General features: G+C 66.3%; 20 protein-coding genes. 17 read left to right on the top strand and 3 right to left on the bottom strand.

Features of this window, described 5'->3' with window-relative positions; all coding sequences use genetic code 11:
• Nucleotides 1-121 precede the first annotated feature (121 nt).
• Nucleotides 122-619 (top strand): flavin reductase family protein, encoded by a 498-nt coding sequence (locus tag ABIA65_RS32485; protein ID WP_354526166.1) that lies wholly within the window; start codon nucleotides 122-124, stop codon nucleotides 617-619.
• Nucleotides 620-643: 24 nt separating this feature from the next.
• Here ABIA65_RS32485 and ABIA65_RS32480 read toward each other — a convergent pair whose 3' ends face one another.
• Nucleotides 644-1,111, bottom strand: a complete 468-nt coding sequence (locus tag ABIA65_RS32480; protein ID WP_354526147.1) for a hypothetical protein — start codon at nucleotides 1,109-1,111, stop codon at nucleotides 644-646.
• A gap of 142 nt (nucleotides 1,112-1,253) precedes the next feature.
• On the opposite strand from ABIA65_RS32480, the gene ABIA65_RS32475 reads away from it, so the two are divergent.
• Entirely contained in the window at nucleotides 1,254-1,685 is a 432-nt protein-coding gene (locus ABIA65_RS32475) for a VOC family protein (RefSeq protein WP_241401470.1), read from the top strand.
• Nucleotides 1,682-2,350 carry an NAD(P)H-binding protein gene (locus ABIA65_RS32470; RefSeq protein WP_354526146.1) on the top strand — a complete coding sequence of 223 codons (669 nt, stop codon included), beginning with the start codon at nucleotides 1,682-1,684 and terminating at the stop codon, nucleotides 2,348-2,350. The genes ABIA65_RS32475 and ABIA65_RS32470 overlap by 4 nt, the downstream gene beginning before the upstream one ends.
• A gap of 79 nt (nucleotides 2,351-2,429) precedes the next feature.
• Here the strand turns inward: ABIA65_RS32470 and ABIA65_RS32465 are convergent, their stop codons facing one another.
• Nucleotides 2,430-2,885, bottom strand: a complete 456-nt coding sequence (locus ABIA65_RS32465; RefSeq protein WP_354526145.1) for an STAS domain-containing protein — start codon at nucleotides 2,883-2,885, stop codon at nucleotides 2,430-2,432.
• A 148-nt stretch (nucleotides 2,886-3,033) separates the two neighbouring features.
• Complete coding sequence (ligD, locus tag ABIA65_RS32460) at nucleotides 3,034-4,266, bottom strand: non-homologous end-joining DNA ligase (RefSeq protein WP_241401467.1); 1,233 nt, start codon at nucleotides 4,264-4,266, stop codon at nucleotides 3,034-3,036.
• Nucleotides 4,267-4,336: 70 nt separating this feature from the next.
• Between ligD and fadD2 the strand changes: the two genes are divergently transcribed.
• The 14 genes from fadD2 to ABIA65_RS32390 all read left to right on the top strand — a co-directional run bounded on the left by fadD2 (nucleotide 4,337) and on the right by ABIA65_RS32390 (nucleotide 21,162).
• On the top strand, nucleotides 4,337-6,013 hold the full coding sequence (fadD2, locus tag ABIA65_RS32455; RefSeq protein WP_241401466.1) for a long-chain-fatty-acid--CoA ligase FadD2: 1,677 nt from the start codon (nucleotides 4,337-4,339) through the stop codon (nucleotides 6,011-6,013).
• Between the two features lie 177 nt (nucleotides 6,014-6,190).
• The gene (locus ABIA65_RS32450) at nucleotides 6,191-7,789 is read left to right on the top strand and encodes an ABC transporter substrate-binding protein (protein WP_241401465.1); all 1,599 of its coding nucleotides are present in this window, start codon (nucleotides 6,191-6,193) and stop codon (nucleotides 7,787-7,789) included.
• A gap of 11 nt (nucleotides 7,790-7,800) precedes the next feature.
• Entirely contained in the window at nucleotides 7,801-8,874 is a 1,074-nt protein-coding gene (locus tag ABIA65_RS32445) for an ABC transporter permease (protein WP_354526144.1), read from the top strand.
• Complete coding sequence (locus ABIA65_RS32440) at nucleotides 8,871-9,782, top strand: ABC transporter permease (RefSeq protein WP_354526143.1); 912 nt, start codon at nucleotides 8,871-8,873, stop codon at nucleotides 9,780-9,782. The genes ABIA65_RS32445 and ABIA65_RS32440 overlap by 4 nt, the downstream gene beginning before the upstream one ends.
• Nucleotides 9,779-10,771: an ABC transporter ATP-binding protein gene (locus tag ABIA65_RS32435; protein WP_354526142.1), complete on the top strand. Its 993-nt coding sequence runs from the start codon at nucleotides 9,779-9,781 to the stop codon at nucleotides 10,769-10,771. The genes ABIA65_RS32440 and ABIA65_RS32435 overlap by 4 nt, the downstream gene beginning before the upstream one ends.
• Nucleotides 10,768-11,724 carry an ABC transporter ATP-binding protein gene (locus ABIA65_RS32430; protein ID WP_241401461.1) on the top strand — a complete coding sequence of 319 codons (957 nt, stop codon included), beginning with the start codon at nucleotides 10,768-10,770 and terminating at the stop codon, nucleotides 11,722-11,724. Before ABIA65_RS32435 ends, ABIA65_RS32430 begins: the two co-directional genes overlap by 4 nt.
• An 82-nt stretch (nucleotides 11,725-11,806) precedes the next feature.
• Nucleotides 11,807-13,192, top strand: a complete 1,386-nt coding sequence (locus ABIA65_RS32425; RefSeq protein ID WP_354526141.1) for an aromatic ring-hydroxylating oxygenase subunit alpha — start codon at nucleotides 11,807-11,809, stop codon at nucleotides 13,190-13,192.
• The gene (locus tag ABIA65_RS32420) at nucleotides 13,189-13,731 is read left to right on the top strand and encodes a 3-phenylpropionate/cinnamic acid dioxygenase subunit beta (protein WP_354526140.1); all 543 of its coding nucleotides are present in this window, start codon (nucleotides 13,189-13,191) and stop codon (nucleotides 13,729-13,731) included. Before ABIA65_RS32425 ends, ABIA65_RS32420 begins: the two co-directional genes overlap by 4 nt.
• A complete protein-coding gene (locus tag ABIA65_RS32415; protein WP_241401458.1) occupies nucleotides 13,728-14,060 on the top strand; it encodes a 2Fe-2S iron-sulfur cluster-binding protein in 333 nt (110 codons plus the stop codon). The genes ABIA65_RS32420 and ABIA65_RS32415 overlap by 4 nt, the downstream gene beginning before the upstream one ends.
• 32 nt (nucleotides 14,061-14,092) lie before the next feature.
• Nucleotides 14,093-15,043 (top strand): 2-hydroxyacid dehydrogenase, encoded by a 951-nt coding sequence (locus tag ABIA65_RS32410; RefSeq protein ID WP_354526139.1) that lies wholly within the window; start codon nucleotides 14,093-14,095, stop codon nucleotides 15,041-15,043.
• A gap of 33 nt (nucleotides 15,044-15,076) precedes the next feature.
• Entirely contained in the window at nucleotides 15,077-16,651 is a 1,575-nt protein-coding gene (locus ABIA65_RS32405; protein WP_354526138.1) for a helix-turn-helix domain-containing protein, read from the top strand.
• Between the two features lie 119 nt (nucleotides 16,652-16,770).
• Nucleotides 16,771-18,237: an NAD-dependent succinate-semialdehyde dehydrogenase gene (locus ABIA65_RS32400; RefSeq protein ID WP_354526137.1), complete on the top strand. Its 1,467-nt coding sequence runs from the start codon at nucleotides 16,771-16,773 to the stop codon at nucleotides 18,235-18,237.
• Nucleotides 18,234-19,451 carry an NAD(P)/FAD-dependent oxidoreductase gene (locus ABIA65_RS32395; protein WP_241401454.1) on the top strand — a complete coding sequence of 406 codons (1,218 nt, stop codon included), beginning with the start codon at nucleotides 18,234-18,236 and terminating at the stop codon, nucleotides 19,449-19,451. Before ABIA65_RS32400 ends, ABIA65_RS32395 begins: the two co-directional genes overlap by 4 nt.
• A gap of 10 nt (nucleotides 19,452-19,461) precedes the next feature.
• The gene (locus ABIA65_RS32390; RefSeq protein ID WP_354526136.1) at nucleotides 19,462-21,162 is read left to right on the top strand and encodes a dihydroxy-acid dehydratase; all 1,701 of its coding nucleotides are present in this window, start codon (nucleotides 19,462-19,464) and stop codon (nucleotides 21,160-21,162) included.
• Nucleotide 21,163: the final 1 nt, after the last annotated feature.

Below are 21,163 nucleotides of genomic sequence, written 5' to 3'. Positions count from 1 at the left end.
GAGTGGACTGGGCCACTGCGTACCCAATTGTCTCAGAATTCACTCCAGTAACAAAGGGCTGGTCGAGGTCGCCCGATACAGTGCGTCTAGGTTTCAGTCCCATCGAGTGGGAGGGGCGGTCGTGGCGCTGTCGGGTTCTGATGCCTTCGAGCGGCTGGTCGGACACCTCGATTACCCGATGTTCGTCGTGACGACGCAGACGCAGGGGAACCGTGCCGGCTGTCTGGTCGGCTTCGCGAGCCAGACCAGCATCCGGCCGCCCCGATTCCTGATCGGACTGTCCAAGCGCAACCACACCTACCGCGTTGCGCGCGACGCGGATCATCTCGCGGTGCACGTGCTCTCCCGTCAGCACGTCGAACTAGCACGGTTGTTCGGCAGTCAGACCGGTGACGAGGTCGACAAGTTCGGTCGCTGCGCATGGCATGTCGGACCGCACGACATGCCGATCCTCGATGATGCGGTCGCCTGGTTCGTCGGCAGGGTTCTCACCCGCTTCGACGCAGGCGATCACGTCGGCCACCTGCTGGAGCCGATCGCCGGTGATGCCCCGGAGTCCTTCGGGGACCTGGTGACCTTCGTCGATGTCTCTGATGTCGATCCCGGGCACGAGGCGTGACCCGGGCACTCCCTATCCCGCGGCTTATCCCGCGACTGTGAGATCCGACGCGATGACGTGCGGCGGGCACGGCGTCGAGAACGTCTCCGTCGGCTCGACCGCCTCGGCGAGACCAGCCGCGATGAGCGCCTGGGCCTTGAAGACCTGGGCGGCGCGGCTGAGGCGATAGCTCACCACCGAGCTGTCATTGTCGACGGTTAGCGCCGCCCCCCACACCGTGACCTCGGCGGACTCCGAAGTCAGCGCCGCCGGTCCGTCGCGTGAATCGGCCGGGCGTGAGCTGGCCGGGAGTGGATCGTCCGTCGGTTGGTCGACCTCGGCACCGAGAACTCGCAGGGCTCGGGCGTCCTGGTCCTCGGGCACCGAGACAGTCACCCGCCACCCCAGCCTGGCCCGGTCGAACATCAACCCGCCCGCTGATCGGACCGCGTCGGCGACGTTCGGCGCTGTCACCCGCAGGAAGGGTGCTCGTACCGCGTCCTCGTTGTTCATCGGCCCGAAACCCTCCGTCGAATCCGCTAACGGTCAGCCCAACGGTAAGCCATACGGCACGTCCGTACAACGGCGCGTCCGGAACAGGGCAATCGGGTGGGGCGTTGGTGGAGTAGCCCCGTCAACAGTCTGTGAGCCCGCCATGACCGTCCTCTCCTCGCCGATTCCCCGGTTTCACCTGGCCATGCCCGTCGACGACCTGTCGGACGCGATGCGGTTCTACGGCGATGTCCTCGGCCTCGAGCAGGGCCGCAGCGCCGAGACGTGGGTGGACTGGAATCTGCACGGCCACCAGCTCGTCACGCACCTCGCGCCTGGGCGTGCTGTTCCGATTCACAACCCGGTTGACGGACACGACGTGCCGGTACCGCACTTCGGGCTCATCCTGACCGTGCCGAGGTTTCACGAGCTCGCCGACCGGCTACGCACCGCTGGTATCGAGTTCGTCATCGAGCCCTACGTGCGTTTCGAGGGCCAGCCGGGAGAGCAGTGGACCATGTTCCTTCACGACCCTGCGGGAAATGCATTGGAATTCAAGGCATTCGCCGATGACGACCAGGTGTTCGCGTCATGAGTAGGCGCATCGTCATCGCAGGCGGGCACGGAAAGATCGCGTTGCTCCTCGAACGCCTCCTCGCCGACCGCGGCGACTCCGTGGTCGGCCTTGTCCGAAACCCGGCGCACGTTGCCGACCTCGAGGCGGCGGGTGCCGAGGCCGCCGTGGTCGACCTGGAGAACTCGTCGGTCGCCGATGTGACGGAGCATCTGCGGGGTGCCGACACCGTGGTGTTCGCGGCTGGGGCCGGACCAGGCAGTGGCGCGGCGCGCAAGGAGACCGTCGACCGCGATGCCGCGATCCTGCTCGCTGACGCGGCGGTCGCCGCAGGAGTGCCCCGCTACGTCATGATCTCCGCGATGGGCGCGGACTCACGCGCCGATGAGAGCGGGGCGGATCCCGTCTTCGCGGCGTACCTGCGGGCCAAGGCCGATGCGGATAACGCCGTGCGGGCGCGCGGCGAACTCGCCACGACGATCGTCCGACCAGGCCTGCTCACCGATGAGGCGGGAACGGGCCTGGTCACCATCGCCGAGGCCACAGGGCGGGGAAGCATTCCCCGTCAGGACGTGGCGGCAGTGCTGGTAGAGGTCCTGGACACGCCGGACACGGCGGGGCGGACCTTTGAATTGATCGGCGGACAGACCGCCATACCGGCCGCGGTGGCGGCCGTCGTCACTTAGGGCGTCACGTGCCTGCGGCGGTTACGCAGCAGGTGTGCAAGCCAACGGATGTCGAGCAACATGTGTTCAATCCTCTCGGCTAGGCGGACTTGGTGAGCAGGGGTAGGAGGCGCCGGCGTTCAAAGGCGACTTCCGAGAAATGCTGTAGCGCTTCGGGAATCGACTCGGCAATCGGCAGGCGGGGATCCTCGGCATGCACGCGCAGCGCATCGGCGATGGGCTCGTGGGCGACCAGTGACCACTCGACACCTGCGTCAGAGCAGGCCTGATCGATGGCATCGAGCAGAGCGATTCCTTGACTGGCGAACGATGTCACCCCACTGAGATCGAGGACGAACGCCTTCTCCGGAATGACGCAGTGCCGTGCACGCTCACTCAGGCAATCGACGTTGAACCCATCGACGTCACCCGTGATCGACATGATCGAGGCGAGCTGCCTGCACAGCGTGTGCACTTCGGCGCCCGCACAGTCGATCGATGGATTGCCGTACCGGAACGGTGATTTCGAAGCCGACACGTGGGTTGTGGTTCCCATGTTCAGTCTCCCTTCGATGCCTTGTCAAAGGTGGCTGCTGTCTTCGACGTACTGCCCAAGTTATTGAGCGAAGTTAAGGTACTGGGGAGTTAGCCCTAAACAGTTGCTAAGAAGTCGCGCCGAGCGGCAGCAAATCCTCAGGGGATACTCAGGGTCGTCCCTGCGTGCCCGAGTAGTTCTCCCACGGCGAGTAGTCGGCGATGAGGTCCTCCTGCGGCGGGCGCAGTCCCTCGGGCACGTGCTGCAGGTTGATCCGGATGCGGTACCAGATGGAACTCGGCCCGCGCATACCGTCGACGAGAACGTCGATCGCCTCGAGGTGTTCGGCGGCATCGGGGAACTTGGACTTCCACACCCCCAGCGCGGACATCGCCTCGTCCTTGGTCTTCGTCCGGGCGATCTCGATGAGCGGCATCGTCGATTCTCGGCGGCCGTCCTTCGACCGCCGGGCTCCCTTGGGCGCCTTGTCGGCCGGGCCCAGTTCCGCGGCGCGCTCCAGAAGGGCGTCGAGTCCACCGGGCGCGTCGTCCATGCCCTCCCACGGATCGCCCATCTCCGCGAAGCGGGCAGGCACCGTCGCGACCGTGAACGCCTCGGGACGGCAATCGGGCACCTCGTCCCACAGCAGGGGAGTGGACACCCTGGCGTCGGGCCGTGAACGCACCGAGTACGCCGAGGCGACCGTGCGGTCCTTGGCGTTCTGGTTGAAGTCGACGAACACGCCCTCGCGCTCCTCCTTCCACCAGCGGCTGGTGGCCAGGTGGGGTGCGCGCAGTTCGACCTCGCGGGCGATGGTCTCGGCTGCCAGCCTCACCTGTTTGTACGGCCACTGCGGGTGGATGCGCGCGTAGATGTGGAAACCCCGCGACCCTGACGTCTTGGGCCAGGCGGTCAGCCCGTAGTCGGCGAGCACGTCACGCACCACCAGGGCGACCTCGACTATCTGCGGCCACTCGACGCCCGGCATCGGATCGAGGTCGACGCGCAGCTCATCGGGATGGTCGAGGTCCTCGGCCTGCACCGGGTGCGGATTGAGGTCGACGCAGCCCAGGTTGACCGCCCACACCAGCCCGGCGGTCTCGCGGATCACGGCCTCCTTGGCCGAGGTGCCCGAGGCGTACTTCAGCTCGGCGACCTCGATCCAGTCGGGCCGCTTCTCCGGAGCGCGCTTCTGGAAGATGGCCTCCTCGGAGATGCCCTTGACGAACCGCTTGAGAATCATCGGCCGACCCGTCACGCCGCGCAGCGCACCGTCGGCCACCGACAGGTAGTACTCGACGAGATCGCGCTTGGTGACCCCCGCGTCTGGAAAGACCACCTTGTCCGGGTTGGTGACCGAAAGCGTGCGTCCGCCCACCTCCAGGGAGAGTGGCGCGGGCATGTCGCCATCGTAGGCGCGAGCGCCGTGCAGTTCTGGACCTAGTGCGATGTGCGTCACATAGGGTGGTTGCATGGTGAACCTCTCTGACCTGCCGGCGAAGGTGCAGCAGTACGCGGAGCGCGGTGCTGCTGAACTGCACTACGCCCGCAAGATGTTCGAGGCCGGCGCACTGAAGCTGGAAGCTCCGCAGAACATCGCCGCGATGCTGGCCGATATCCGCAGGTGGGGCGAGATCGGCATGATTCCCGCACTCAACGCTCGTCGCACGCCGAACCGGGCCGCCGTCATCGACGACGACGGTGAGATGACATTCAAGGAACTCGACGACGCCGCCAACGCCGTTGCCAACGGACTTCTGGCGATGGGCGTGCGGGGTGGTGACGGGGTCGCGATGCTGATCCGCAACCACCGGTGGTTCCTGGTCGCGCTCTACGGCGCCGCCAAGGTCGGTGCCCGGCTGATCCTGCTCAACAGCGAGTTCTCCGGCCCGCAAATCAAGGAGGTCTCCGAGCGCGAGGGAGCCAAGCTGATCATCTTCGACGACGAGTACACCAGCGCCGTCGCATCGGCCGACCCGCCACTTGGCAGGCTGCGGGCGTTGCCAACCAACCCCGACAAGGACGCACCGTCGGAGAGCACCGACGAGACGCTGGCCGACCTGATCGCGCGGAGCAAGAGTGCTACCCCGCCCAAGGCCAGCCGCCACTCCAAGATCATCATCCTCACCAGCGGCACCACCGGTACTCCCAAGGGTGCCAACCGCAGTGCCCCGCCGTCGCTGGCACCGATCGGTGGCGTGCTGTCGCACGTGCCGTTCAAGGCCGGTGAGGTCACCTCGCTGCCGGCGCCGATGTTCCACGCACTAGGTTTCCTGCACGCCACCATCGCGATGATGCTGGGCAGCACGCTGGTTCTGCGCCGGCGGTTCAGGCCGGCCGACGTCCTCGCCGACATCGAGAAGAACCGCGTGACGGCGATGGTCGTGGTGCCGGTGATGTTGTCACGCATCCTCGATGAGCTGGACAAGACCAGTCCCAAGCCCAACCTGTCGAGCCTGCGCATCGTCTTCGTCTCCGGATCGCAGCTGGGCGGTGAGCTGGCCACTCGCGCGCTGCGGGATCTCGGGCCGGTCATCTACAACCTGTACGGGTCGACCGAGATCGCGTTCGTCACCATCGCGCGGCCGAAGGATCTGTCGATCAACCCGTCAACCGTCGGCCCGGTGATCAAGGGTGTGAAGGTCAAGCTCTTCGACGACAACGGCAACGAGGTCCCCCGGGGCGAGGTGGGCCGCATCTTCGTCGGCAACACATTCCCGTTCGAGGGTTACACCGGAGGCGGCCACAAGGCGATCATCGATGGGCTCATGTCATCCGGTGACGTCGGCTACTTCGACGAGCACGACCTGCTCTACGTCAGCGGCCGCGACGACGAGATGATCGTCTCCGGTGGGGAGAACGTCTTCCCGGCCGAGGTCGAGGATCTGATCAGCGGGCACCCCGACGTCATCGAGGCGACCGCGCTCGGTGTCGAGGACAAGGAGTGGGGCCACCGGCTGCGGGCCTTCGTGGTCAAGGTCGAGGGCGCGACCGTCGACGAGGACGCCATCAAGGCCTACGTCAAGGACAACCTGGCCCGGTACAAGGTGCCGCGCGAGGTGATCTTCCTCGCCGAGCTGCCGCGCAACCCGACGGGCAAGATCCTCAAGCGTGAACTCGCCAAGCACGGCGAGGACAGCTCGGAGTAGTTCGGCACTCGTTCGACCCAACCCTGATCCACGGCCGCGCCGCTGTGCGCGTCGACGACTCACGAGCCAATCGCCGTGCAGGCGCACATGGTGACCCACGTCACGAACGCGTTGGCTGTTCTGTAGGTGAGAGCCCAGCCGGTTTCGCTCTCGCAGAACGATCAGGAAGCGGTGGTCATGGGAATCCCTTGGGTCAAGCGCCGAGCCAGCACTCTGCTCTCGCTATGTCTGGCAAGCACTTTGGTCGTCGCCGTGGGGTGTGGCGGCGGATCCAGTCAGAATGCGGCGGCCGCGGACACCCTGGTCATTGACCAGGTGTCGAACATCAGCACGCTCGACCCGGCGCAGGCCTTCGACGTCACCGCCGCCAACGCGCTGCTGCATACCTACGACACACTGGTCTCCTTCAAGGGCGAAACGCTCACCGAGGTAGTGCCCCGGCTGGCCGAGAGCTTTGAGGGTTCACCGGACGCCAAGACCTACACCTTCCGCCTCAAGCCCGACGTCACGTTCTCCGACGGCACGCCGATGACATCGCAGGACGTGGTGTTCTCGTTCAACCGGTTGAAGAACCTCAAGGCGAGCCCGTCGTATCTGATGGACGGCCTGGCGGTTTCGGCTCCCGACGACGCAACGGTGGTGGTGACGTCCGAGACACCGCGCCCCGAACTTCCGGTGATGCTGACGTCCGGCAACTTCAGCGTCATCAATGCGGCCGAGGCCAAGAAACTCGGCGCGAGCGACGGAGCGGATGCGTCCAGCGCGGACAAGGCCGGCCCAGAGTTCGACAAGCTGTCGATGGGCACTGGCCAGTACGTTCTGGAGAGCTACGAACCGAACTCCCGCTTGGTGTTGAAGGCCAACGACAAGTACTGGGGCGAGCAGCCGACCTTCACCCGCCTGATCTTTCGCAGTACCTCCAGCCCTCAGCAGCAGTCGCTCAACGTGCAGAACGGCGATGCCGACGTAGCGCTCAACCTGCCGTCGCCGATGGCGGCCGACGTCGACAAGAGCAAGGTGCAGGTGCACTCCGGCCTGCCCCCGGAGGTGGTCTACATCGCCCTCACCAACCTCGCGGACTCACCGACGGCAAACGCGGACTTTCGCAGGGCGGTCGCACTCGGCATCGACTACGACGGGCTGCTGCAACTCGCGGGCCCGGGCTCGGTGCAGGGCACCGGTCTAATCCCGCGCAGCGTAACCGCGTCTCTACCTGAAGAATTCGCCACCAAACGCGACGTCGAGAAGGCGAAGGCCGCGCTGGCGGCCAGCGGCCAACACGACGCCGAGATCGTGCTGGAGTACGGCAGCGACTACAAGGTGGGCGGGCTGGACATGGGCACGTTCGCCCAGCGCATCGCCTCCAGCCTCGCCGAGGTCGGCGTCAAGGTCACGCTCAAGCCCGGTCCGACGGCGGTAACGCGCACGCGCTACCAGGAGGGCAAGACCCAGGCCGCGATGTACCCCTACCCGCCGGACTATCCCGATCCGAGCCAGTTCCTCATCTACAACCCCGGCGGAGTGCTCGGCAAGCGCATTCACTGGTTGCCCGAACAGGACCCTCAGATGCTGGAAATGGCGAAGCGGGCCACGAACTCGACGGATGACGCGCACCGGGTGCCTGCGTTCCAGGAATGGGACCAAGCGCTCAAGGCCACCAACCACTTCATCCCCGTTCTCAGTGTCGCGGCGAACGTCGTCGCCGATAAGAATCTGACCGGTGTGAACTACAACCCGGCGCTCGGTACGAACTTCGGTGAGATCGGTCGAGGCTGACGGGGCACACCATGGTCATCGACAGCCCCGTTGCGCCAAAGGCGCCCCCGGCACCCAGACGGCGAAGGCCGCTGGTCCGGTTTGTCCTGCGGCGTCTCGGTCTGACTGCCGTTCTCGCCGTGGGCATCACGGTGATCAGCTTCCTGCTGACCAACGTGGTACCGATCAACGCTGCCGCCGCCAACCTCGGTGACCGCGCCGCGAGCGATCCCGAGATCGTGGCCGCCTACGAGGCGCGCTACGGCCTGGATCGGCCGGCGGTCGTGCAGTACTTCTACTACGTGAAGAACCTGCTGCACGGAGATCTCGGCATCTCCCAACAGACCAAGCGGCCGGTCGTGGAGGACCTCAGCGCCTTTGCGCCCGCGACGCTGGAACTGGTGTTCGCTGCCGTGGTGTTCGTGGTGGTGGTGGGGGTCGCATTGGGAACCTGGGCGGCATTGCGGCGTAACAGATTTCCGGACCACCTCGCGCGGATGGTGGCCATGCTCGGCGTCAGTACGCCAATCTTCTGGCTCGGCCTGGTCGCGTCGTTCGTCTTCTTCGCGAAGCTCGGCTGGTTGCCCAGCGGAGGACGTCTGGACTCGGTATACGTTGCGCCACCCGATATCACGGGATTCCTGATCATTGACAGCCTCCTGGCGGGTGACTGGCACGCGCTGTCGTCGGCGGCCGCGCACCTGGTGCTGCCCTCCGTGGTGCTGGGCGTGTATACCTTGGGGTTGATCATTCGGTTCACCCGCACATCGGTGCTCGAAGTCATCGGGCAGGACTACGTGCGCGCGGCAGAGGCCAAGGGTCTCAGTGGAACCGAGACGACATTTCGGTACATTCTGCGCGCGGCTGCGGGACCGATCGTGACTGTGACTGGTGTGGCCTTCGGCACCTTGCTGGCCGGCACAGTCCTCATCGAAACCGTGTTCAACTGGCCGGGTCTCGGAACGTACGCCTACCGCGCGGCGACCAGCGGTGACCTCGCTGCGATCATGGGAGTGAGCCTCTTTGTCTCGCTCGCCTACATCCTGATCAACCTGGTGGTTGACCTGCTCTACATGGCTCTGGACCCGCGAGTGAGGCTCACATGACCATGACCATTCCCGCGACACCCGACGCTGCGCCCGACGCCGTGGCCGGTCCGCGGACCACCCGCCGGTTCACGCTGGGGAAGTACCGCAGCACCGGCCTGCTCATCGGTGTGGGCGCATTGACGGTGTGGGCGGTGGCGATCCTCCTGGCGCCGTACATCGCCCCCTTTGATCCGTTGGTCCAGACGTTCGACCCGCTGACCGGCCCCTCTGCTCAAAACTGGTTCGGCACTGATGAACTCGGCCGTGACGTGTTCAGCCGAGTGCTCTACGGAAGTCGAATCTCGGTGGTGTACGGCATCATGCTGGTGGCGTGCTCGGCCGCGATCGGCACCGTGGTGGGTCTCGCTGCCGGTTTCTTCGGCGGCTGGGTCGACGAGGTCTTGATGCGGCTGGTGGACCTGGTGTTCGCCTTCCCTGTCATCATCCTGGCGATGGCAATCGCGGCCTCGCTCGGCGCCAACCTGCGCAACTCCGTGATCGCCGGGGTCATCGTGTCGTGGCCGATCTATGCACGCACGGTCCGTGGCCTGGTGGTCGGCCTAAGGGAATCGGACTTCGTATTGGCCAGCCGGCTGGCCGGCACGTCGTCGCTGCGGTCGATCCGCATCGACGTGATGCCCAGCGTGGCCGGCCCGGTCCTGGTGCTCGCCACCCAGGAGGTGGGCGGTGCGATCCTGCTGCTGGCGGGACTGTCGTTCCTCGGTTTGGGTGCGCAGCCGCCACTTGCGGAATGGGGATCGATGATCGCCGCAGGCGCGAATCACCTGTCCTCCTGGTGGATCGCCGTGTTCCCGGGTCTGGCAATCCTCACGGTTGCGTTGGCGTTCAACCTGATCGGCGACAGCCTGCGCGACATCCTCGACCCCCGCACCAAGCGACTCGCCGAAGCCAGGAGGGCATCGTGACACTCCTTCGCATCGACCATCTGAACGTCAGCCTGCCGGTCGCGGGCAGGTACCTGCCCGTCCTCGTCGACGTGAACCTGGCGCTGGAAGCGGGACAGATTCTCGGGGTGGCCGGCGAGAGCGGCAGCGGTAAGACGATGACAGGGCTCTCGGTGCTGCAACTGCTGCCGCCGGGGGCGCGGCGCGAGGGGGCCATCACGTTGGAGGGCCGCAACCTGCTGGAACTGAGCCCGCGGCAGATGCGGGAGGTGCGGGGCCGCGACGTCGCGATGGTGTTCCAAGATCCGATGAGCAGCCTGCACCCCATGCTGCAGATCGGCCGCCAACTCACCGACCATCTGATCAAGCACCGCAAGGTGTCTCGCGCGGTCGCCAGGGCAAGGGCGGTCGAACTGCTCGAACAGGTTCGGCTGCCCAGCCCCGAGCGAACACTCAAGGCGTACCCGCACCAGCTCAGTGGTGGCATGCGGCAGCGAGTCGCCATCGCCATTGCTTTGGCGTGTGAGCCCAAGGTCCTGATCGCCGATGAGCCGACGACGGCGTTGGACGTCACCGTGCAGGCCGGCATCCTCGCGCTGTTGGACACGCTGCGCCGGGAGACCGGGGTCGGCATCCTGGTCATCACGCATGACCTCGGCGTGCTGTCCAGCATCGCCGACGATCTCGCGGTGTTCTACGCCGGGCGCGTCATCGAGCATGCGTCGGCCTCCGACGTGTTCAGGCGTCCCACGCACCCATACACGTCCGCACTGCTCGCGGCGCTGCCGCACGTGGCGGGTGCCGACGGCGGGCTCGCGCTGCGGCCGATGCGCGGTTCCCCACCCGGTATCGGGGAGTGGCCAACAGGCTGTGCCTTCGCCCCGCGTTGCGAGCACGCGGTCGACGAGTGCCAGACGGGGGTTCCCGGTCTGGACGAGGTGGCCGCCGGTCACGACGTCGCGTGCTTCGTCGCGGCCTCCGGCTACTCGGCCGAGCGGGTGGTCTCGTGACCGAGTCGGTGCTTTCGGTACAAGACGCGGTGGTGCACTACCGGCGCGCAGACAACACTGTGGTGCGCGCTGTCAACGGTGTCTCGCTGGAGTTGGCTCCCGGTGAGATCCTCGGCGTCGTCGGTGAGAGTGGCTGTGGCAAATCGACATTGGCGCGCGCGCTGGTGGGCTTGGCTCCGTTGACGTCGGGCACGATCACCTATCGTGGGCATGACGTCGTGCCGCTGGGCCGACGCGCCAGGCCCGTGGAGCTGTGTCAGGTGCAGATGATCTTCCAGGACTCCGCGGCGTCGCTGAACCCGCGTCGGACCGTGGGAGACCAACTGGCCGAGTCGATCCGTTCCCGCACGCGGCGCGGTGGCACTGGGCCGCGAGTGGGTGATCTGTTGGATCGGGTGGGGCTGCCGGCCACCGCCGCCCGCAAGTTCTCACACGAGTTCTCGGGAGGGCAGCGGCAACGAATCGCGCTGGCGAGGGCCCTGGCGTCAGAGCCCGAGGTGATCGTCGCCGACGAGCCCATCTCGGCACTCGATGCCTCCGCGCAGGCCTACGCGGCCCAGCTGATCGTCGATATCTGTTCGCACGACGGTATTTCGCTGGTGTTCATCTCCCATGATCTCGCGGTAGTGCGTGCGATCGCGGACCGGGTGGCGGTGATGTACCTGGGGCAGGTTGCCGAGACGGGGCCCACCGCCGACGTCTGGCGTGCGCCGCGACACCCGTACGCGCGCGCGCTGATCGATGCCGTACCAGTGCCCGACGGGCAGAGCAGAAGGCCCCGGGTTCTCCCTGGCGACGTGCCCGACCCGGCGCACGCACCGTCGGGGTGCACATTTCACCCGAGATGTGCGATGGCGATCGACGTGTGTACCTCTGCCGCGCCACAGCTTCTGGAGCTCGGCGAGGGGCGCAGCGCGGCTTGTCATCTCGCCGAGACGTCGGCCCTGTGCTGATGCACGATCTCACCCGACTAGGCCATGCGTGCGCACATATCGCGGAGCCGGGCGCGGACCTAATCTCGAAACAATCATCCCGATGTCGACTGGAGGCCAACCGATGAAGGAACGCATCGACGAGTTGATCGTCCGCGATCGAGGTCTCGTCAGCCGCGAGGTCTTCGTTGACGATGACGTCTTCAAACGCGAACTGACGCACATCTTCACGCGGGCGTGGCTGTTCGTCGCACACGAGGATCAGATTCGCGACAAGGGCGATTACGTGGTGTCGCGCATGGGAACCGATTCCGTGATCGTCACCAGGGACATGAACGAGGACGTTCACGTGTTGCTCAACACCTGCACGCATCGCGGAATGCGACTGTGCCGGTACGACATGGGCAACACCCGCAACTTCACCTGCCCCTACCACGGTTGGAGCTACTCCATCGATGGCCGCCTGGTGGAACGTCCGGGCGAGCTGGTGGGCGTGCCCGGCTTCGCCACGTACTACCACGGCGAACTGGACAAGAAGGCCTGGGGTTTGGTGCCGGTACCGCGAGTGGCCGTGTACAAGGGCACGGTATGGGCATCATGGGACCCCGAGGCGCCCGACCTCATGGACTACCTCGGTGACATGCGGCTCTACCTCGACTACGCGCTGGATGGGCGGGACGGCTCCGAGGGCAACAACGAGATGATCGGCGGCGTGCTGAAGTGGCGCGTGCCGTGCAACTGGAAGTTTGCACCGGAGAACTTCATTGGCGACAACTACCACGATGTCAGCCACCGGTCGGTGGACCTGGTCGGCATCGGACCCAGCGGTGGGCGGGGCCGGCGAGACGACGAACCGGAGAATGTCACCACACTTGGCTTCCCGGGGCTCGGGCACGGTGTGATCGGCGAGCCGCCGTACTACCAGGAACCCGAGTATCCCGGCGGCTGGGAGAACGACCCCGAGAGCGCCGAGTACTACCGCCGATGCCATGACCGGCGGGTCGCGAAGTTCGGTGACGGGCAGCGGGTCAGCATGACCGTCGGCACCATCTTCCCGAACATGTCCTTCCACGGCAGGCAGCCACGGACGATCGCGGTGTTTCATCCGGTGTCGGCCACGGAGATGGAGATGTGGCGCATCTTCCTCGTCGATCGGGACGCCCCACAACGGGTCAAGGATGCGGCGCGGCACTACTATCTGCGCTATTCCGGTCCGGGCGGGCTGACCGAGTCCGACGATATGGAGAACTGGACCCACGCCTCGGACTCCAGCCGCGGCACCGTGTCTCGCACGCTGTACTTCAACTATGAGATGGGTTTGGGTCACGCCAAACCGATCGAGACCCTCAACGGGGCGGTCGACAACGGAGAGTTCACCGAGGAGAACGCACGCATCTTCTACAACCGTTGGGCCGACTTCATGAAGGCCGACAGCTGGGACGATCTGGCGCCCGTCGCCGCCCTTGATGAGGAGGTGCTTCGCCGATGACGACGGTAGACACCATGGCACTGGCCGACCCGAAGTCGACCTTCGAGGTACAGCAGTTTCTGTTCGGCGAGGCCGATCTGCTCGACGACAGGGACTATGACCAGTGGCTGCGCCTGCTGCACCCCGACGTGCGCTACGTCGTACCCCTGGTGCGCAACGTACCGCGTACCGCCAAGACGGAGTACACCGTCGAACAACGTGATCTGTGCTGGATGGACGAGGGCCTGGAGACCATCACGCAGCGAGTCAAGCAGATCCAGACCAACATCCACTGGGCCGAGGAACCACCGTCGCGGGTGTCGCATCTGGTGACCAACACCAGGCTCATTGACATCACCGCAGGCGACGATGGCCGCCACCTGACCGCCCGGTCACGAATCCTGGTGTACCAGAACCGCGGTGAGTCCGAGACGGCCATGTTCGTCGGCAAGCGCACCGATACGATGGTTGAGGGGGCAGACGGATTCCGGCTCCTCAAGCGGCTGGTTCACCTCGACCAGAACGTGCTGCAGGCGAAAGCCCTGACGGTATTCCTGTGAGCGATATCAAGGCAACGTTCATCCTGCCGTCCGGTGAGCGGGTGACCCTCGACGTGTACGACGGGTGGTCGCTCATGGAGGCGGCCCGCCAACAGGGCATTGAGGGCATCATCGCCGAATGCGGTGGCGGGGCGATCTGCGGTACCTGTCACGTGCGGGTGCGCAGTCCATGGGCCGACGGCCTCGAACCGCCCGGTCCGACTGAGCAGGCGCTACTGGGCGTGGTTCCCGAGTCGACCGACAGCAGCCGACTCAGCTGCCAGGTGATCGCCGTCGCCGAACTGGACGGCATCGAAGTCGAAGTGCCTGAACACCAACTGAATCTGTGACCGAGCTCGAGAACAAGAGAAGGACTGACACGATGACGACGATCTTCAACTCCACCGACATGCCAGACGACCTGAGGACGCAACTGGCTGCCGAGTTCGACGTGGTCGACGTGCCGCCGGGTACGACGACGGGCCTGGCCGACTACGGCACTCCGGCGGCGTGGCTGCTGGATGGGGACACCGTGGTCGACGCCAAGACGCTGGCCCAGCTGCCGTCGTTGCGATTGGTGTCCAACTACGGCGTCGGCTACGAGAACATCGACGTCGACGATGCCACCGCCGCCGGTGTTGTGGTGACCAATACTCCTGGGGTACTGGACAATGCGGTCGCCGAGCTGACTCTGGCGCTGATCCTGGGTATCGCGCGCGACGTCGTCTGGGCTGACCGGTGGATCCGGGCCGGCCATTGGGGACCCGAGTGGGCGCCGCTCACCAACGACGTGCACGGTACGACGCTGGGCATCGTGGGCATGGGCCGGATCGGACGCCGAGTCGCCGAACTGGTGGCACCGCTGGGCATTCGGGTGCTCTACCACAATCGAAACCGCAACGCGGAGATCGATGCCAGCGGTCTGGCTCAGTACGTCGAATGGGAACAGCTGCTGGGAGAGTCCGACTTCGTCACCCTGCACACGCCGTTGACAGAACGCACAAGGGGCTTCTTCAGCGCCGAGGACTTCGCGCTGATGAAGCGTACGGCGTATCTGATCAACACCGCACGGGGCGCGGTCGTGGACCAGTCGGCGTTGCTGGACGCGCTGACCTCCAAGCGGATCGCAGGCGCGGCGCTCGATGTGTTCGTCGACGAGCCATTGAGTAAGGACAGCCCTCTTCTCGAACTGGACAACGTGGTGCTGACCCCGCATGTCGGCAGCGCCACCGTGCAGACGCGACGGGCGATGATCGAGCTCGCGGTCGCCAACGTCGTGGCCGGCGCGCGCGGTGAGCGTCCGCAGACACCTGTCAACGATCTCGCTGGCTGACGATGCGCTGAGTGGGCTATCTTGCAGGGCATTATGCAGATTGGTTCGGGCCCACTGAGCGGTGGTGTCGCAGGTATAGGTCCGGTCAGCCTGCGCACGCTGTTGGAGGCCGAGCAGTTCGGCATCCGGCCGCTCTACCTTCCCGAAGGCGCGGAGGACCGTGAGATCCGCTGGGTCACCGTCACCGAAATGGTGGATCCCGCACCGTATCTGCTCGGCGACGAGCTGATATTGACGCTGGGCATCTCTTGGCCCGAGCCGGACAGCCCAGAGATGACCATGTTCATGGAGCGGATCGCCTCGGCCGGCGTCAGCGCGGTGGGCACGAGCGTGGCGCCGGTACTGGCGCATCAAGAGATTCCAGCGGCGATGCTCGCCGCCGCGCGGCGACTGAACCTGCCGCTCATCGAGGTACCACTGCGCACGACATTTCGGTCGGTGGCCGAGTTCGTCGTCGACCGACAGGTCGCTGACCGGTACGCGGTGGCTCGCCGCACCCTCGAGGTGCACGAGGCGTTGACCGACGCTCTGCTGTCGCGGCAGGGTCTGGACGGGTTGATCGCTCGATTACGCACCATGCTGGACACACCGGTGGCGTTGATCGACTTCCACGGCAACGTACTGGCGGCCGCGCCACCCAGCGATGGGAGTTGGCCGGTAGCAGAGATTCGGGCGGCGCGCAGCCGCCTTCGATTCGGGTCGGTCATCGCCGGGGTGACCTGCTATCCGGTGAACGTGACAGGTCACAACGTTGCGTTCGTCTGCACCCGGGGCGGTGCCGAGGCCAGCGACGTGGTGCGGTTCGCGCTCGGCTTGGTCGCCTTGGAGTTCAACCGCTTGCAAGCCGAGCGCAATGGTCGGCGCGAACTCGTCGGCGAGGTCATCGAAGACCTGGTGCACGGCGATGTCACCGATACCGAGGGACGCCACCGGCTGGCCCGCTGGGGGGTGAACACCGACGTCGGCAACCGGATGGTGCTCGCCCGCGTGGCATGCCCGCCGGAGCGGTTGCACGACGTGCCCTGGAACAGCGACAGGTTCTTGCCGGGCAGCGTCGGGCAGTACATCGTCGCCCTGGTGGGGGACGTGATCGCCGTCGTGGTCCCGGCAACGGTCGACGTGGACCGCCTGGCCTGCGGGATGCGAGAGCACCTCGGCGGGCTTGGTCAGCTCACCATCGGTGTCGGCGGCGTACATCCGGGCGTCACCGGACTGCGTATGTCGTGGTACGAGGCGCAAGAGGCGATGAGCCACGGTCCGGGCGTCAACCAACCCACGCCGGTCAGCATGTCGCGGCTGCTGCTTGCCAACCTCAAGGTGCCGTTGGGGTCACTCGGCGAGGAGATGCTGCGCCCGCTACTTGAGTACGACCGGGAGCACGACTCCTGTCTGGTCGAGACACTGCGGGCGTTCGTCGAGCACGACTGCCAGGTGTCACCGGCCTCCGAGGCCATGTACGTCCACCGCAATACCTTTCGCTATCGCATGCAGCTGATCGAGAAACTGACCGACCGGGACCTCGCCTCATTCCCCGACCTGGTCAACCTCTACCTGGCAATTCTGGCGCTGGACATCGAGCACGATCGCGGGGGCGCTGCCGCCCGTTAGTGCACGGGGACAGGAGTCTGCTCGATCCTCGTACGTCTGCCCATCGGGACGGACCGCGTCCGCTCCTAGCATCGTAGGGGCACTAGGCGGTGTTCCGCCCCAGACCGAAAGGGGTTTCGGTGCAGACAGATTCACTGCGTCTTCTGGAGCAGGACCGGTGGCAGGCTTACGTCGGCGGCCAGTGGGTCGACGCCGCCGATGGCGCCACCACACCCGTGACGAACCCGGCCACCGGCGCGACGATCGCGCATGTGCCTGCGATGTCCGAGGTCGACGTGACGGCTGCGATCGCGGCTGCGCGCACCGCCCAGCAGGAATGGCGGGCCCGCCCGGCTCGCGAGCGGTGCCGCCTGCTGCGTGCGTGGTTCGACGAGGTCATCGCGCACACCGAGGAGCTGGCCGCCGTGCTGACCCGCGAGCAGGGCAAGCCGCTGCGGGAGGCACGCGCCGAGATCGGGCAGGCCGCATCGTATCTGGAGTGGTTCGCCGAGGAGGGGCGCCGCGCATACGGTGACACCATTCCCGCCAACACCGGTGACCGCCGGCTGCTGGTGCTACGTGAACCCGTCGGCGTCGTCGCGATCATCACGCCGTGGAATTTCCCGGCAGCGATGATCACCCGCAAGGCGGCGGCCGCGCTGGCCGCCGGTTGCACTGTGGTGGTCAAGCCCGCCGAGGAGACACCGCTCACCGCGCTCGCGCTCGCCGAACTCGGCGCCAAGGTCGGCATTCCGCCCGGTGTGTTCAATGTCGTCACCGGACCGGGCCCGCGCCTGGGCAAGGTGCTCACCGCAAGCGCGGATGTCAGAAAGATCTCGTTCACCGGATCCACCGAGGTCGGCAAACTGCTCGCCCGAGACTCGGCGCAAACGCTCAAGCGCCTGTCGCTGGAACTCGGCGGCAATGCGCCTCTGATCGTCTTCGACGACGCCGATCTGGAACTCGCGGTGCGCGGCGCAATCGCGGGCAAATTCCGCAACTGTGGTCAGACGTGCGTGGCCGCCAACCGGATCTACGTCGCCCGCGCCGTGGCCGACGACTTCCTGCGCGCGTTCGCCGCGGCGGCCGCCGACTTGCGGGTGGGGCACGGCGACGACGAGTCGACCGATATCGGTCCACTGATCAACGACCAGGCGCTCAGCGCCATGGAACTGCTGGTCGAACAGGCCGAGGCCGACGGCGCGAAGCTGGTCCTCGGAGGGCACCGAAAGGGTGGACTGTTCTTCGAGCCCACGATCCTGACCGATGTCACGGACACCGCCACGATCACGCGCGGGGAGATCTTCGGCCCGATCGCTCCGGTGTCGATATTCGACACCGTCGATGAAGTCGTTGAGCGGGCCAACGCCACCCCGTATGGACTGGCGGCGTACTTCTACACCCGCGACCTCGCCCGGGCCATTGCCGTCAGCGAAGCACTTGAGTTCGGGATGGTCGGGATCAACGAGAGCCTGGTTGCCACCGAGGTGGCCCCGTTCGGCGGGATCAAGGACTCCGGGTACGGCCGCGAGGGATCCCATCTGGGCCTCGATGAGTATTTGTCGGTCAAGTACGTGTGTGTGGGCGGACTGGGGACGAGCTCGTGACCTTGCCGACGTCGCCCACGCCATCGGTCGACGTGTCGCGCGGCGCCGAGACCGTCACCGACGTCCTGGTGATCGGCGCAGGCCAGGCGGGTGCCGAGGTGGTGTCCGGCCTGCGCCGGGGTGGCCACGACGGAGCCATCAGGCTGGTGGGCGACGAGACGTTACCGCCCTACGAGCGCCCGCCGCTGTCCAAGGCTGCGCTGGCGACGGGACTGCAAATCGAGCGGTTGTCGCTGCGGGCGCCGCAGGTGTACGCCGATCTACGGGTCGACATCGACCATGGCCGCCGGGCCGTGCACCTGGACTCGTGTGGCCACCGCGTCACCTTCGACGACGGCAGCGTGGTGCGCTACACCAACTGCGTGCTGGCAACCGGCGCCCGAGCGGTGCCACCGCCGTGGCCGAGCAGGCACAGGATCCATGCCGTGCGCACCTTCGGGGATGCGCTGCGACTGCGCACCGCCGTGCACGCGGGGGCAAGATCCTGCCTGATCGTCGGCGGCGGATACCTCGGACTCGAGATCGCCAGCTCACTGCTCACACTTGGCCTTGACGTGACGGTGGTCGAGGCGGGTACCAGCCTGCTGCCCGGCAAGACGTCACCGTTCACCGCCAAGTGGCTTTTGGAAAGGCACCGCGGACGGGGACTGCGGGTGCACGTCAACTGCCTGGTGACCGAACTGACCGAGAATCCGGACGCTGTGGTGGTCGGCCTGCGGGATGGGTCGCGGCTGACCGTCGACATGGTGGTTTTCGCGACCGGCGCGGTGCCCAATGTCGAGCTCGCCGCCGCCGACGGTGCGGAGTGCGGCCGCGGCGTGTTCGTCGACCAGGCCGGACGCACATCGCTGACGGACGTCTACGCCGCAGGCGACGTCGCGTCGTTTCGTACCCCCGGCGGGCTCGAGGCGCGCATCGAATCGGTGCACAATGCCGTTAACCAGGCCAAGGCGGTAGTGACCAGCCTGCTCGGCCAACCCGAGGTGTCCACGTCCGTTCCGACGTTCTGGACCGAGCAGGCCGGCATCCGGCTGCAACAGGCCGGTTGGCTGCCCCCCGATCTGGAGACGCACGACGTCGTCGCGGCCACCGGCGAGGAGTTGACCGTCGAGCGCTACCTGGCCGGGGCGCTGGTGGCCGTCGAGACGGTCGGCCGGCCGGCGGACTTCCTGCGGCTGGCCAAGTCGCTCACCGACCTGCGCTTCATCGTCTAGGAGCGGGGACATGGGACTCAGTGACGGACTGACCGATTACGGCGACAAGGGATTTGCCCGATTCCTGCGCACGGCCTTCGCCTCGTCGATGGGCTACTCCGAGGCGATGCTCGACCGACCTATCGTCGGGATCACTTGGACGGCGAGCGACTTCAACAACTGCCACCGTCTGGCGCCGAGCCTGGTCGAGGCTGTGAAACGCGGTGTGCTCGCCAACGGTGCCTTGCCGATGGTGTTTCCGACGGCATCGCTCGGTGAATCCTTCCTCACCCCGACGTCGATGTACTTCCGCAACCTCGCCGCGATGGAGACCGAGGAGCTGGTGCGCGGGCAGCCGATGGATGCCGTCGTGCTGATCGGCGGGTGCGACAAGACGCTGCCTGCGCAGTTGATGGCCGCGCTGTCGGTGGACAAGCCGGCCATCGCGCTCCCAGTCGGGCCCATGAGCACGGGATCGTTCGAGGGAGAGGCACTCGGCGCGTGCACCGACTGCAGGCGCTACTGGGCTCAGTACCGAGCCGGTGACGTCGACGAGGACCGCTTGACGTCGGTACGGCGAAACCTTGCTGCCACCGCAGGCACGTGCCCGGTAATGGGCACGGCGTCGACCATGGCGGCGCTCATCGAGACCATGGGGTTGAGCTTGCCCGGCGCCGCAACGGTGCCCGCCGTACACGCCGACCGACTCAGGATCGCCGAACTCACCGGCACAGTAGCGGCACGGCTGGCGGTCGACGGCACACCCCGGCCGACCGAATTGGTCACCGAACGCGCGCTCGACAACGCCGTTCGGATGCTGCTCGCGCTGGGCGGGTCGACGAATGCGGTGGTGCACCTCGCTGCCATCGCCGGTCGGGCCGGACTGCGGCTGGACATGCAGCGATTCAACGAACTCAGTGATGACACACCGGTGTTGGTGAACCTGAAGCCGTCTGGATCGCACTACATGCAGGATCTGCACGAGGCGGGCGGGATCGTGCAGGTGCTGCGTCAGCTCGACGGCCGCTGCGACCTGTCGGCGCCCACGGTGTGGGGCGGCACGCTGCGTGATGGAATCGACGCAGCAGGCGATTGGTGCAACGATGCCGTCATCGCCTCACCCGAGCGGCCTGTCGATCCGAACGGCGGTCTAGTGGCATTGTTCGGCAGTCTGGCGCCCGACGGCGCATTGCTCAAACGCTCGGCGGCTAGCCCCGAATTGTTCGAAAAGACCAGCCGCGCCGTGGTGTTCGACTCGCTTGCCGATATGGCGGCGCGCATCGATGACCCAGATCTCGACGTGACCGAGGATGACGCCCTGGTACTGCAGAACGCGGGACCCAAGGCCGCGGGCATGCCGGAAGCCGGGTACCTGCCGATCCCCGGCAAGCTGGCGCGGCGCGGGGTGACCGACATGTTGAGGATCTCCGATGCCCGGATGAGCGGTACCGCGTACGGCACCATCGTCTTGCACGTGGCCCCCGAAGCCGCTGTCGGTGGCCCGCTGGGATTGGTGCGAACCGGAGACCGGATCCGGATCTCGGTGCGTGACCGGACGCTCGACCTACTGGTGAGCCCGGCGGAGCTGGCTGAGCGCGAGAACGCGGCACGTGGCAGGACGCCCAACGAGTTCCAGTCCCGACGCAGCGGATACGCCCAGCTGTACCAGTCGCATGTGACCCAGGCGCCGGAAGGCTGCGACTTCGACGTGTGTGCCGTCGAGCGGAGCTGAC

The organism is Mycolicibacterium sp. 624 (genome assembly GCF_040548615.1).
GTDB lineage: Bacteria > Actinomycetota > Actinomycetes > Mycobacteriales > Mycobacteriaceae > Mycobacterium.
This window is presented reverse-complemented; position numbering and strand designations above follow the sequence as displayed.